Below are 13,461 nucleotides of genomic sequence, written 5' to 3'. Positions count from 1 at the left end.
ATGGCGGTGGGCGATTTCCGGCTTTGCGACGTCGTCCTCGACGATACCATCGGCCGTTCGACGCCCGATGTCGAGCATGAGCGCGCCGTCGCCATCTTCGATCTGATCGAGGAAAACAGCTTTGCGCCGATCGGCCATGCCGGCGGGCCTTACCGGCTGAACATCTCGCTGGTCGATTCCAAGCTGGTCTTTGCCATCACCACCGAGGAAGGCGGCAATGTCGCCACCCATATCCTGTCGCTCACCCCCTTCCGGCGGATCGTCAAGGATTACTTCATGATCTGCGAGAGCTATTACGAAGCGATCCGTTCGGCGACGCCAAGCCGCATCGAGGCGATCGACATGGGCCGGCGCGGTATCCACAACGAGGGTTCGCAGACGCTGAAGGACAGGCTGGCCGGCAAGATAGAGGTCGATTTCGACACCGCCCGGCGCCTGTTCACCCTGGTCTGCGTGCTCTACTGGCGCGGATGACGGCCATGGATCGCGCCGCCGACATCGAGGAGGGAAAGAGGCCGGGCGCCATCCTCTTCATGTGCGGGATGAACGCCATCCGCTCGCCGATGGCCGAAGCCATCGCCCGCAGCATTCTGCCGAGTAATACCTATATAAGGTCCGCCGGCGTTCGCGCCGGCGAGCGCGATCCCTTCGTCGATGTCGTGCTCGATGAGATCGGGCTTTCCCTCGGGCGCCGCCTGCCGCAGACGCTTGAGGAACTCGAGGACGATTATTTCGATCTGATCATCACGCTGTCGCCGCAGGCTCATCATGCCGCCCTCGAGCTGACCCGCTCGAATGCGATCGATGTCGTCTACTGGCCGACCATGGATCCGACCGTCGTCAGCGGCACGCGCGAGCAGATTCTGGAGAGCTACCGCGAGGTCCGCGATCACCTGGCCGGCCTCATCGAAAGCCGGCTGCTCAAACGAAATGGCATTGCCGCGCAATCGGCATGAAAACAAATAAAGGAAAGCCTGATCAACAAGGTTCACAAACCTTCGTTGATTGTGTAGTTTCCGCCCAAATTTTAAGGGCGCGCGCTGCGCTGCCTCTTCAACCCACAGGAAGAAAACCACTATATGCCGAAAGAAGAAGTCCTCGAATTCCCTGGAATCGTCACCGAACTTCTGCCGAATGCGACGTTCCGCGTGAAGCTCGAAAACGAACATGAGATCATCGCCCACACCGCCGGCCGCATGCGCAAGAACCGTATCCGTGTTCTTGCCGGCGACAAGGTGCTCGTGGAAATGACGCCCTACGATCTGACCAAGGGCCGCATCACCTACCGTTTCAAGTAAGCTTGCCCAAGGTTTTGCAAGGGGGCTCCCCCCGTCTGCCGATGGTCGAGGTTCCATGGCGCTGAAATACAAGCTCATTCTGGCCTCGGGCTCGCCCCGCCGTGTCGACCTGCTCAACCAGGCCGGCATCGAGCCTTCGCGCCTGATGCCGATGGATATCGACGAGACGCCGAAGAAGTCGGAGCATCCGCGTTCGCTGGCGCGCCGGCTTTCGGCCGAGAAGGCGGAAGCGGCCCTTGCCGCCATCAAGGGCGATATCACCTGGAAGGGCAGCTATATCCTGTCTGCCGATACGGTGGTCGCCGTCGGCCGGCGCATTCTCGGCAAGGCCGAGTTCGCCGACGAGGCGTTGAACTCGCTGCATCTTTTGTCGGGACGCAACCATCTCGTCTATACCGGCGTTTGCCTGGTGACGCCGGATCGCAAGATCCGCCAGAAGATCGTCGAGACCAAGGTGCGCTTCAAGCGGCTCTCCGGTTTCGAGATCGAAAACTACCTGGCCTCCGGCCAGTGGCGCGGCAAGGCGGGCGCCTATGGCATCCAGGGCCTCGCCGGCACTTTCGTGCAGAAGATGGTCGGCTCCTACACCAACGTCGTCGGCCTGCCGCTTTATGAAACCATTGTGCTTCTGACCGGCGAAGGCTTCGACGTGCATAGCCGGTGGCCGGAGGGCTGAAGCCCGAAGGCCGACTCCTGAATTAGGACGGACCGATCATGCCCGAAGACAAGAAAGCCGCCGCCAAGGTCGAACCGCTGCGCAAGGCGCGCCCTTGCCCCGAATGCGGCAAACCCTCACACCGCGAACATTACCCTTTCTGCTCCAACCGCTGCCGCGAGGTCGATCTCTCCCGCTGGCTGGCCGGCGCCTACGCGATTCCCGTTGCCGACGACGAAACGAAGGCCGAATATCCCGATGAGGAAAACTAGAGAATTCGGCCAGCGAAGCTCTTATTTTTCCTCATGAATCCGCAAAATGCGCAAGACCGTCAAAAAAGTGTCGTTTGACCGCTTGCCATGGCCGAACAAGATGCTATAACCCCGCTCGCTTCCGGGGCGCACCAAGGCTCCGCGGTTCTTTTTCTAAAAAGAACCATCGGAAGCAGGTTGCCCAGGTAGCTCAGTTGGTAGAGCAGCGGATTGAAAATCCGCGTGTCACTGGTTCGATTCCGGTCCTGGGCACCACTTTGATTTCCTTGCAATTAGCTGATTTTTTGGGCCGGCGAATGCTCCGTTTTGTGGTCCGTGGTCGCATACTGGTAGCAAAGCGGAATGTGGTAGCGAGGGCCTTAAAAGCAAACGGCCCGCTCAATGGCGGGCCGATATAAAGCGAGGCGGCGGGGGCCAGTTACCGGGCGGCATTGGCGTCGCGTTCACGTGACAGTTGAACGGCCCGGCCCATCGAGGCTTACGACAGTTTCCTGATGGCGCTGTAGATGATGTTGCGGTTGGCACCGAACCAGACCGTGTTATCGACCGCGTTTGCCGCCGCACTACTGTTGGCAATATGCCACATGTTGGCCTCGGAGCGCTGGAGGAGCTCCCAGTTCATGTAGGATTCCATGTATCCGTCATCGGCCATCTCGTCGGAGAAGTTGGCAAATAGAAAGACGCCACCCGGTTTCAGCATTTCCATGGAAATCTGCGTGAGTCGGATTGCCACTTTATCCGTGAGGTAATCGTACAGCCCTGCTGCGTAGATCAGATCGAAGGTGCCGATCTGATGCTTTCGCGCCAGTAGGCCGCGCACAGATCCATGGATAGGCTCGACAGACGTTCCGTGGAATTGGCTGGAGATCGAGCCGATACTTTCGGGGTCCTGATCAAGAGCAACCCAGCGTTTGAGGCGGCCTTCTGCAAGTGCTTTCGATGCCTCCGCTTCGCGAAGGTGACCGGCGGCGATGGCCAGAATCTCGGTATCCGAACCCGTCCGCGCAGCGGTCTCATCGACGTAGCGGGTCAGGGTGTCGCGGCGTTCCCTCACGGCGACCGGGCCGGGAGCGTTGATCGTGTATTCGAAGATATTCAGACCGAGAGGGGTGGATCTGGCCACTTCTTCGGCCACTGCCGGGTGCCCATAGATAAAGTCTATAAGACTGGCATCACCGGAATAGCCGCGAGGTTTTTCAAAAGACCAACGCGTGAACGGGCACTGCTGCAGAATCTCTGCCGAGGGATGGGCCTGAATAAGCGGGATGAGCTGCTGCCACACCGCAGCGCCGCATTTATGCCGGATGTCGTGGAGCTGACCGATCAGCCACCTGACTGCTTCAGGCAGGTCCTTGCCCGCGGCGAACCGCTGCATTGCAATGTTGATGACAATGACAAACTCAGCCTCCACAATTCGCAGGCGGTCTGTTTCATTATCCTTGCTGGGGGAGGCGAACCTATTGCTGACGGACTGCGGTGTAATCAAGCTTTGGCCATCAAGGGAAAAGAGGGGCTGAGCCACGAAAACCTCATCGGTGAATGGAGATTTAAAAGATTGCATAAAATCTTAAGCATTCTCATGAAGTCAAGCGTCAAGGTTGCACTGTCCCCAATGCACGTCTCAGCTTTAGAAAATATTAGTGAACCGAAGAGATACTCTGCCCGCTTTGGGATCGTTCGAGCGTTATCGGTTGATGAGGGGTCTGTGTAGGGCTATCCCAGCTTCAGCTAGCGGTTTGCGTGGGGCAACTGCTGGAAGATTTTGGGTGGCAGGGGCATGATGCACGTGTTAGCCGAGACCGCAGTCGCCGCCGCGCGGCCGGCACTGTCGCCAGAACAGTTGCGTCTCCTTTATAAGCAGGAGAGCGAGAGCGGCCGAACGAGCGCGACGCGCAAGGGCCTCTGGATCGCGGTAGCAACTTACCTTGCCTACTCTTTCACGGACTATCTTTTTATCGGCGATGTCGTCCGGTACACGATCGCTGGCCGGTTGGCGGTTGGCGTCACTGCGCTCTGCATGCTGGAACTCTTGCTCTACTGCAAAGCAAAGGCCGATACGATCGACATGGCCGCGGCGGTGTCCGTGCTGGCAGCCTATCTTGTCTGGCTTCTGACCGGCCAGATGACCACGATCAGGGACGCGTTCTCCTACTATATGGTTTTTGGCGCGATCTTTATGATGAGCGTCAACTTGTTCTTCAGTTTCCGTTTTCCGGTTGCGCTTGCCGCCTCCGCAACGAACGTGCTCATCTTCATCGGCGCCCTCTATTTGTTCGTGCCGATGTTGCTTCTCCACAAGCTGATCCTCGGCGCGTTCTGTATTTCCTGCTTTATTTTTACCTCGTACGTGAACCTTCAGCTCAATAGGGAGCGCTACAAAGTCTTCCTGAATGCGCTTGAAGCCAGTTTGCAGCAAGCCGCTGCCGACGAGAGGGGCAAGGCACTTTTGCACCTCTCAAACACGGACTCGTTGACGGGCCTCGAAAATCGCCGGGCAATCGATCAACGTCTGCGTGATCATTGGCAGCGCTGGCAGGATCATAGGGCGCGCTTTGCCGTTCTGCTTATCGATGTCGATTATTTCAAACGCTATAACGATTGTTACGGCCATCAGGAAGGCGACCGGTGCCTTGTGGCTGTCTCCGAGCTTCTCCAGAGCGTGGCCTCGTCCTGGGGCGCGGTCATCGGGCGATACGGTGGTGAGGAATTCCTGGTCGTCACACCAATGCCAAGTTTGGAAAGAGCGACCGAACTCGCAGAAGCAATGTGTGCTGCCGTCCGAGCATTGGCCTGGCCCCACGAGCACAGGCGAGACGGGACGACTGTCATCACCGTGAGTGTCGGCCTATCCTATACGCGGGACCAGACCAAGCAGGTCGACAAGGTCATTCATGAAGCGGATCGGGCGCTTTATGCCGCCAAGGCGACGGGTCGCAACAGCCTCGTGGTCTTCGATCCTGATGATCCGCATTGCAGCGACGACAGCGAGGACATCGCCACGACCCTGAAGATCGCGCTTGAACACGGTCTTGTCTCCCTCGTCTATCAGCCGATCCGCAACGTCCAGACAGGCAAGACCGACGCTGTTGAAGCTTTGATGCGTTTGAGGATGCTGGATGGAACGCCCGTGGCGCCTGCCATCTTCATACCGGTTGCGGAAAGGACAGGGTCGATCATCGAACTCGGCCGATGGGCAATTCGCACTGTTTGCCGGGACCTGTTGGCAACCGACCTGGTGCAAGTCGCCAGCGTCAACGTTTCGCCGATTGAACTCAAGATGCCGGGTTTCGCCAGCTATGTCGCAGCCACACTCGCAGAATTCGGCGTGACGGGCGCTCGGCTTGCTTTCGAAATTACCGAAGGAATGGAGCTGGAAATCGACCAGGATGTGGTTCGCTGCATCAGCGACCTGAGAAAGCTGGGCGCTCAGGTCTGGCTCGACGACTTCGGCACGGGGTTCGCCGGTCTCTCCTGGCTTCGCCTCATAGAATTCGACACCATCAAGATCGATCGCTCCTTCCTCCATGACTGCAGCACCGAAAGAGGCAAGAGGATGCTGCTCGACATCATCAGCCTGCTGCGCAATCGCGGCGTGCGAATCCTCATCGAAGGCGTCGAGACCATTGAGCATCAGAGACTGATGCAGCAGTACGGAATCAACCAGCTGCAGGGATATTACATCGGACGCCCCGCGCCGGCAGCTCAGTTTGAAAATGATAACGTGCTGCCGTTCGGGATGGTCAGGGGCGCTGATTCCAAACGCCTGTTCGGGAACGGCCCATAGGTTCAGATCCCATCAAGGCGCTCTCGCCCAAAAATATCCTACTGCGTTCCTGAGAGGGCCGGAAGGTGACCAACCTCTGAGGTTAGAGCCTTTCCTGGTCAGATTGAAGCATTCTGCCGGAGCAGGTTTTCGTCAGGGCAGAGGCGATTGGCGAAGGGCATACCTCCAGGTACGTCCGAGCCGATCGCCTCTGATCCTGGCGAAAAGATGCCCGCCCCTTCGGGTTGGCTGAAACGGGCCGGCTGATCGACCGGCCGGCTTGGCCGTAGAGCCGGGCTACGACGCGCGCCGGCCGGTCGACCATCCGACTCCGTTTGAGCCAACAGAATGCTTCAATCTGACCAGGAAAGGCTCTAGTTTCGCCCCTTCGATGTCTTCGCCAGCATCTCGCTCAGCGTTGCCGCCGAGAGCATGGATTCGGCCAGAAGCTTCTTGAGCTTCTGGTTCTCCTCCTCCAGGGCTCTCAGCCTTCTGGCATGAAGGCCGACATTTCCGTGCTGCAGGGATTGCCACCGATAGAAAGTCGGCTCGCTGATGCCATATCTGTGGCAGACATCTGCCACCGTCACCCCGGCCTGGTGCTCCTTCAGAATGCCCGTAATCTGATCGTCGTCGAATTTTCTCTTGCCCATCACCGCTTCAGTCCTCACGAAATGCTCTGTTGAAACTGTCGAGCAGTGGCCTGACAGCATAGAGCGCGACGCTGCTTTTGCCGGTTTCGATCAATGTCTGTACGGGCATGCCGGCCACCAGTTCGACATCACGCATTTTCGCCAGCCGCTCGTCCGTCACGCGGATCGTCGCGGCAAAATAGGGCTGGCCGCTCTGCGTGTCGGTGAGGCGGTCGGCTGACACATACTCGACCCGCCCTTTCAGCAGTGGAACGCGCCGCTGATTGTATGGAAGGAGGTGAACCTGTGCCTCCAGCCCCGCATGGACGAGATTGATGTCCTCGGGTCTGACATGGGCGGACACGATCAGGCGATCGGCGCGTGGCAGAAGATCGACGAGCGGTTCGCCCGCGCCGATCACTCCGCCTGATGTGTGGATGCGCAGGTTCATGATCGTTCCGTCTTCGGGAGCCCGGATATCGGTCCTCGATAGCTGATCGTCGATCGCCCGCAAGCGCTCGCGCAATTGCATGATCTGGCTTTCCGCAGCGCGCATACCCTGGGCGACTTCGCTCAGCCGGTCGCTTTCGAGCTTTGCGAGATCGGCCTGCGTCTCGCTGATCACCTGGTAGGCGCGAGAGATCTGTGCCTCGATTTGACCTTGCTGGCCATCGATGTCTGCTTTTTCCCGCTGGAGGTTGAGAAGCCTGCTCCTTGTTTCCAGCCCTTTGGCGTTGAGGGCGGTCACCTGCTCCAGTTCCTGGCTCGAGATTGCGGCTCTGTCGGCCAGAGCCGCTTTCTGCGCGCCAAGTCCGACGATTTCCTGCCGCACCTGCGCGATTTTTTCATCGGCGATCTGAATTTCCGCCTGCACGACCCGGCGACGGGCTTCGAAGATTTTCTGTTGCCCGATCAGGATAGCGCTGACCGAAGGATATTTGTCGATTGCTGCCCTGAGATCTTGGGGATAGGCGACATGATCGCCGCCCGTCTGCTCCGCGGACAGGCGGGCGCGGCTTCCTTCGGCGTCCCAAAGCTGCCCTTGAATGCTGTCGCGCTCCGAGCGGAACTTCGTGTCGTCGAGTTCTATCACGATTTGCCCGGCCATCACCGCATCGCCGTTTCTGACGAGAATCCGCCGCACAATTCCGCCTTCCAAATGCTGAATGGTCTTGCGGCTGAACTCCGGTTCGATAACGCCCGATGCGATCGCGGCACTTTTCAGCGGCGCCAGAACCGACCAGATTCCCAATCCGACAATGAAAACCAGGATCAGCAGGTTGCCCGTCCAGACAACGCCTCTGAGCCCCGGCATGGGCGAAGGGGCGGCGGGTCCGCGCCGTTTCTGTTCGATCACCGGCGCATAGGCGGCCTGCTGCCTGGCTGTCGAGCGTCGAGGGAACAACTCGCCCATCCTTGACGAATTCGAAGATCTCGCCGGTGTGGCGTCCAGTGGAACAAGGGTCATGGCAGCGTCCCTCCTCCCTAGGTTCCCGTTCGAGACGGCGGTTGAAGATAGGTTTCATAGATCCGCTCGCTGTCGCCGAAGGCAGCCACCGTCCCGTTGCGCATGATGGCGATCTTGTTGGTGACCGGCAGGATCCCCATCCGGTGCGTGATGATAACGACGGTCATCCCCCGGGATCTCATGCGCTCGATGGCCGTAAACAGCATGCGTTCGCCGTCGTAGTCCAGGCTGGAATTCGGATCGTCGAGGACGATCAGAGACGGATTTCCATAGGCCGCCCGTGCCAGTCCGAGCTGTTGGCGCTGCGCCCGAAGGAGCAGGCTTCCACCTTCGCCGATATCGGTCTCGTAGCCCTGCGGCAGCCGCATGATCGCCTCGTGCAATCCAACCAGCTTTGCGGCGTCGATCGCTTTGCCGGGATCTGCGCCATCCAGCCGGCCGATCACATCCTTGATTGCGCCGCCGAAGAGTTCGATGTCCTGCGGCAGGTATCCGACGTGGCCGGCCCCCCCGCAAAGGCGCAGAGCCGAGATATCGACCCCACCGAGAAGCGCATATCCGCTCGTTGCCGGCACAACGCCTGCCATGACGCGACCCAGTGTCGATTTTCCCGATCCCGACGGACCGATGAGCGCTATGCAATCGCCCGGTGCCAGGCGCAAGGTGATATCACTCAATATCGGCCGATCGGCGAATGGCTTGATATAGCTGACATTGTCGAGAAGGAGGCCATTGGGTTCCGGCAGCGGCACGATGCGGTCATCGCGTTCCGATGCGACTGTTATCAGCATTCTGTTCAAGCGATTGAAGGCGTTGCGCGCAAAGGCAAAAGAGCGCCATGCCCCTATTGCGCCCTCGATAGGGGCAAGCCCGCGCCCGAGCAGCAGGCTTGAGACGAAGATGATCCCGGGACTGCCGCTGTTTGCGAGCACCAGCCATGTCGCCGATCCCATCATCAGGATCTGCGCCAGTGTGCGGATCGATTTGGAGCAACCTATTATGATCTCCGTGCGATGCATCGCGATGTCCTGGGCCCTTCTTGCCAATTCCGCATCGCGGTAGACGATCAGCGCTGCGCCGTCCTGCATGCCCATGGCCCGGATCACCTCGAGGTTTTTCAGCGCCGTCGCAAATCGCAGATAGCTCCTCGAAAGGGCAAGATTGGCGTGGGCAAGCGGCTCTCGCGTCGCCAGTTCCGTCAGCAACGCAAACAGCAGCAGCGCAACTGCGCACAGAAGACCGATGGTCCCAAGCAGCGGGTGAACAAGAAAGAGCAGAAGCAGGAATACCGGCGCCCAGGGAACGTCAAAAAACAGCGAGCTGGCCGGTGAATCGAGGAACTGGCGCAATGCGGCGAGATCCCTGTAGCACTCCGTGGCGGCTCCCGTATCGGCGCGGGCGGCATATTCGAACGATGCGGTGAGCACCATGGGCCGGAGCCTGTGGTCCAGCCAGCTGCCGATGCGCGAAAGAGCTGCCCTGCGCACGATATCCAGCGTGGACCCGACCAACACGGCGGCGGCGATGATGATCGTCAGCATCACGAGCGTGTCGACACTTCGGCTCGACATGACCCTGTCATAGATCTGCAGAAGATAGAGGGAAGGCGCGAGAAGAAAGAGATTGTAGCCGCAGCTATAAAGGAAGACCAACCCGAAGGCTCCGGCACAAGCCCGAAGCGCAACAACGAGCTGTGTCGGCGGCCGCGGTGGCTTTATGGAAATCGTTGTCATTATCAGATCTCGCTGCTGCACTTGATACTGACAAAAGGAGGCTGCTTGCAGGTTCGGCAATTGAGGAGGGTCGCCGGCCGAAACCGGCGACCTTCAGGGCCTGAGGTTAGGAGCCGAGATGGTCGACGTCGATATGGCCGAAGGCATTGATGAAGTGATCGAGGGAATTGTTCACCGTCGTCGTGTCGGGATTGGTGTGAACCAGAGCTGACGAGATGTCGCCGCCCAGAGCATTGTTCCCATTGCCGCCGTTGCCGCCGACGCCTGCGAGGATGGTGGCATGCTGATCGGCCACAAGCTGCGTATATTGGGTCGCGGTCGTTGCCGCGGCTACCGCAGCCGTGTCGCCGCCGCTTGCGTTTCCTTGACTGCCGTTGGAGTTGGAATCTCCGCCCGCGCCGCCGGCGCCGCTGTTCGAGATTGCCGCCAGGAAGCCGTTCTGGGCCTGGGTAAAGCCACCGGGTCCGCCATGGCCGGCGTCCCAAGCTGCCGTCTGCCAAACGTGATCGCCGTTGTGCAGATCGGTCGTTGCTCCGGAGACCGTCTGCACGGGCGTGACATAGGCAACCGGGTTGTAGTTGATGTTTCCATCATTGTGGCCCTCACCGCCGTTGCCGGCATTGGCGTCACCTGCATCTGGGTGATTGAGGTGAATCGTGTCGGATACTTGTGGAATAGGCATTGATGTCACTCCTTCTACTTCGTTGCGTCTGATTTCGTTTGACGGCGTCCCCCTGCGGCCTGCGTCCAGCATGTCACCGCAGCCAATACAACCGCCGGCGAATATTGCCCGCGATTTAATCTGTGGCCTATCTAGATATTCGGCGGCATTCCTTCGGATGTATACTTGGAATGGCGGAGCGTTATTTTGATTGATGCTTGGTGATTTGGTGCAGGGTGTCATGGTCATGTCTGTGACCTCGTCGAAGCGACGCCAGCGCCTCTCATTCAAAGGCGAATTTAGGCTCGCAAACGCGCACAACCGGCGCTGCTGATATGACAGCCAAATGGCTATAGAGCTAGCCGACAGGATGTAGACGAATTGCAGGCTCTGCTTTTCCCACGTTCGGAGGCACAATGCCGGAACAATTCAGGCTGCATAGCGCCGCATGCTCGGTGGACGTGCGGTCGGCCGCGAATGGAGACGGCAATGGCGGAAACTCGGCCCTTATTGGAAGACCTGCCCAAGACGGGCACCGATCAACACCTCGCCTCCAATGTGGCCGCGGGGCATCTGGCACTGGTGCCGACCTGGCTTCCATTGGATGTCGCTTCCGGTTCAAGTCACAATTCAGCCGGCAGCGGGGGTGACGGGATCAGCGAAGGCGTGATCAGCAGCAATGCGCTGGCCGTCTTCATGCCGTCCAATGCGGCTATTGCGGGACCTCATTCGGGTGCCGGTGCTTTCCAGGGCAACGATGCGCTCATTAATCAGCATCCCACCGAAATGGCCGGGATCGGCGGCAATGGCGGCAGCGGCAATGTCGCCATCGGCAGCGGCGATGGCGGCAATCATGCCGGCACCGGGGGCAACGGGGTCTTCTACGGTGGGCTGGTCAGCACCGAAGTCGCGCTGTTTGCCCCCGTGAATACTGCCGTGGCTGCAGGCCCCGGCGCGGAGGCTCACGCCGAGCAATCGAACAACGCAATGTTCCTGCAGGGCGCAACCCAGATCGGCGGCATGGGCGGTTCGGGCGGAGACCATAATGTCGCGGGCCATGGCTCGTCGATGAGCCCGGGAACGGCGCTGACATTGACCGGCGATTTTTATGCCGGCCACGGCGGCGATGGATATTTCGTCGGCAGCATGGTCGACGTGAGTATTGCCATCTTCTCGCCGATCAACATCGCCATCGGCGCCGCAGGCGGCTCGGCGGAGGCCCATCAGACAAACAATGTCATTTTCGATCAGGGCACCGTGCAGATCGCAGGCATCGGCGGCAATGGCGGCGGCTTCAACCTTTCGTCGGACACGATTTTTACCGGCAATCATGCCGGCGGTGGCGGCGGCGTTGGATCGTCAACCGGCAGCATGGTCGACGTCAATGTCGGCTATTTCCATCCCATCAATATTGCCGTTCCCGCCGGCGGGACGGCGGACGCCCAGCAGACCGATCATGTTCTCTACGACCAGCACGCGCTTCAGCTGGCCGGCATCGCAGGCCATGGCGGAGAGGGTAACCTCACGGACGCCCATTCGGCTCTCGTAGACGACATTCTGAGTTTCATGCATAGCTAGGGATAGTCTCCCCATCTGTATTGCGCAGACCCAACCGCACGAGATTGTTCTTCGTGCCTTTTTCAAGCCATATGTTGAATCACCTCCTCTGCCCGGCTTTCGTCTCCTGGGCCGACATGGCGTGCAATCGCATCGGTCGGCGCCGGCGCGGTGCTGCCGACCGATGCTAACTGGCATTAATGCGTCTTCAGGGCGCAGTTTTCAGTAATCATAACGGGTCATAGGCGATCTCAGGCTTTTGTTGCTTTTCGCTTTTGCCGTTTTGCTGTCGAGGTCTGCGATTGCTTTGAATTGAGATAGGAAGATAAAGCCATGCCGATCGACGGATCGGTATATCCGGCAGCTCTTTGCTGGACAGATTTCTAGCGGATCGGTTGCCTTTTCAGTGCCTTTGGAAGTTTTGTTGACATGCTCGCCGTACGTGAATGCGGCGAAAGCCGGAAAATCTTAGGCAACAAGTGAAACCAGAAGATATCGATGAACAAGCTTTTAAATGTGTTCTGCGATCCCAGTTATCTATCGATGAAATCTTATAGACTATAAGAATTATCATGAGAGATTCGACGGTTGATCACGAGAATACACTCGCTTTTTATCATGACATGTCGTGAGAACTGGAATAGGATGAATAACTGTTGGGTTGCACATATTCTGGGGAGCACGCAAGTGTCCGACAGTGCTGGAATAAAGCGCCGGCGCAATGCACCAACTGTGATCATTATTGAGCATTCTACACTGGCGCGCACGACCGTGGTGAAGCTTCTTGAGCGTGAGCTCGCCGGGTGGAACTTTATCGATTTGATCTCGACCGAGAGTCTCGATCGAGCGCTCGGAGCCGAGGTGCGTTTGATCGCATTGGATCTGGCCGGCAGAGATGTCGAGAGCGCCAGCCTGCGGGATGATCTCGCCGCGATTGCTGCACGTTTTCCTGAGGTTCCTATCACGTTGCTCTCAGGTACGGATGACGCCATCATAGCCCGTCAGGCGCTGAAGATCGGCATCCGCGGCTTTTTCTCGACGTCACTTCCCATCGACATCGCCCTTGCCGGTCTTCGTCTCGTTCTGGCAGGAGGAACATTTTTCCCGCAGCTTTTGGGAACTGCCGCAAACGGCTCAAACGAGCATGGTCCGACCAGAAACGAGGCCGAAAAAAGCTTGGATGATCGGACGCAGTACCTGGCGCTTGCCGATTTCACGCCCCGGGAGGCCGATGTCCTCGCGGAGTTGCAATCCGGCTGTTCAAACAAGGTCATTGCCGGAAAACTCAATTTGTCGGGACATACGGTGAAGATGCATCTGCAACACATCATGCGCAAGCTGCAGGCGCAGAACCGCACTGAAGTGGTTGCCCGCTTGATTCAAAGAGCCGCCGGTGGCCCCGACGCCTCCCCGAGCTAGAGT

At 58.8% G+C, this 13,461-nt stretch carries 13 protein-coding genes, 1 tRNA gene and 1 pseudogene; 9 read left to right on the top strand and 6 right to left on the bottom strand.

Going from position 1 to position 13,461, the window contains the following annotated elements:
- The 6 genes from QMO80_RS09925 (at position 1) to QMO80_RS09900 (ending at position 2,480) form a co-directional block, all read left to right on the top strand.
- Positions 1-474, top strand: coding sequence for a UPF0262 family protein (locus QMO80_RS09925; protein ID WP_283199895.1), 474 nt, complete (start codon positions 1-3; stop codon positions 472-474).
- Positions 471-956, top strand: coding sequence for a low molecular weight phosphatase family protein (locus tag QMO80_RS09920; RefSeq protein WP_283199894.1), 486 nt, complete (start codon positions 471-473; stop codon positions 954-956). The genes QMO80_RS09925 and QMO80_RS09920 overlap by 4 nt, the downstream gene beginning before the upstream one ends.
- 123 nt (positions 957-1,079) lie before the next feature.
- A complete protein-coding gene (infA, locus tag QMO80_RS09915) occupies positions 1,080-1,298 on the top strand; it encodes a translation initiation factor IF-1 (RefSeq protein ID WP_003545338.1) in 219 nt (72 codons plus the stop codon).
- A 55-nt stretch (positions 1,299-1,353) separates the two neighbouring features.
- On the top strand, positions 1,354-1,974 hold the full coding sequence (locus tag QMO80_RS09910; RefSeq protein WP_283199893.1) for a Maf-like protein: 621 nt from the start codon (positions 1,354-1,356) through the stop codon (positions 1,972-1,974).
- Positions 1,975-2,012: 38 nt separating this feature from the next.
- Positions 2,013-2,225: a DNA gyrase inhibitor YacG gene (gene yacG, locus QMO80_RS09905; RefSeq protein WP_283199892.1), complete on the top strand. Its 213-nt coding sequence runs from the start codon at positions 2,013-2,015 to the stop codon at positions 2,223-2,225.
- Positions 2,226-2,404: 179 nt separating this feature from the next.
- Positions 2,405-2,480, top strand: a tRNA-Phe gene (locus QMO80_RS09900).
- 223 nt (positions 2,481-2,703) lie between these two features.
- On the opposite strand, the gene QMO80_RS09895 is transcribed toward QMO80_RS09900, so the two are convergent.
- Positions 2,704-3,747, bottom strand: coding sequence for a class I SAM-dependent methyltransferase (locus QMO80_RS09895; RefSeq protein ID WP_283199891.1), 1,044 nt, complete (start codon positions 3,745-3,747; stop codon positions 2,704-2,706).
- Between the two features lie 258 nt (positions 3,748-4,005).
- Here QMO80_RS09895 and QMO80_RS09890 point away from each other — a divergent pair, with 258 nt between their 5' ends.
- On the top strand, positions 4,006-6,009 hold the full coding sequence (locus QMO80_RS09890) for a bifunctional diguanylate cyclase/phosphodiesterase (protein ID WP_283200157.1): 2,004 nt from the start codon (positions 4,006-4,008) through the stop codon (positions 6,007-6,009).
- A gap of 98 nt (positions 6,010-6,107) precedes the next feature.
- On the opposite strand, the pseudogene QMO80_RS33035 reads toward QMO80_RS09890, so the two are convergent.
- The 5 genes and pseudogenes from QMO80_RS33035 to QMO80_RS09870 form a co-directional block, all read right to left on the bottom strand.
- Positions 6,108-6,313, bottom strand: a pseudogene (locus QMO80_RS33035) (hypothetical protein).
- Positions 6,314-6,362: 49 nt separating this feature from the next.
- Positions 6,363-6,641 carry a transposase gene (locus QMO80_RS09885; protein ID WP_049733154.1) on the bottom strand — a complete coding sequence of 93 codons (279 nt, stop codon included), beginning with the start codon at positions 6,639-6,641 and terminating at the stop codon, positions 6,363-6,365.
- A gap of 7 nt (positions 6,642-6,648) precedes the next feature.
- Complete coding sequence (locus tag QMO80_RS09880; protein WP_283199890.1) at positions 6,649-8,088, bottom strand: HlyD family type I secretion periplasmic adaptor subunit; 1,440 nt, start codon at positions 8,086-8,088, stop codon at positions 6,649-6,651.
- A 17-nt stretch (positions 8,089-8,105) separates the two neighbouring features.
- On the bottom strand, positions 8,106-9,821 hold the full coding sequence (locus tag QMO80_RS09875) for a type I secretion system permease/ATPase (RefSeq protein WP_283199889.1): 1,716 nt from the start codon (positions 9,819-9,821) through the stop codon (positions 8,106-8,108).
- 106 nt (positions 9,822-9,927) lie between these two features.
- On the bottom strand, positions 9,928-10,503 hold the full coding sequence (locus QMO80_RS09870) for a PE-PGRS family protein (RefSeq protein WP_283200156.1): 576 nt from the start codon (positions 10,501-10,503) through the stop codon (positions 9,928-9,930).
- Between the two features lie 468 nt (positions 10,504-10,971).
- Between QMO80_RS09870 and QMO80_RS09865 the strand changes: the two genes are divergently transcribed.
- Both QMO80_RS09865 and QMO80_RS09860 read left to right on the top strand, forming a co-directional pair.
- Positions 10,972-12,060: a hypothetical protein gene (locus tag QMO80_RS09865; RefSeq protein ID WP_283199888.1), complete on the top strand. Its 1,089-nt coding sequence runs from the start codon at positions 10,972-10,974 to the stop codon at positions 12,058-12,060.
- Between the two features lie 624 nt (positions 12,061-12,684).
- Positions 12,685-13,458: a response regulator transcription factor gene (locus tag QMO80_RS09860; protein ID WP_283200155.1), complete on the top strand. Its 774-nt coding sequence runs from the start codon at positions 12,685-12,687 to the stop codon at positions 13,456-13,458.
- Positions 13,459-13,461: the final 3 nt, after the last annotated feature.

Origin of the sequence: Rhizobium sp. BT03, assembly GCF_030053155.1 — a bacterium.
In the GTDB taxonomy this organism is placed as follows: domain Bacteria; phylum Pseudomonadota; class Alphaproteobacteria; order Rhizobiales; family Rhizobiaceae; genus Rhizobium.
The sequence above is the reverse complement of the archived record's forward strand: the minus strand, read 5'-3'. Positions and strand labels throughout refer to the sequence as shown.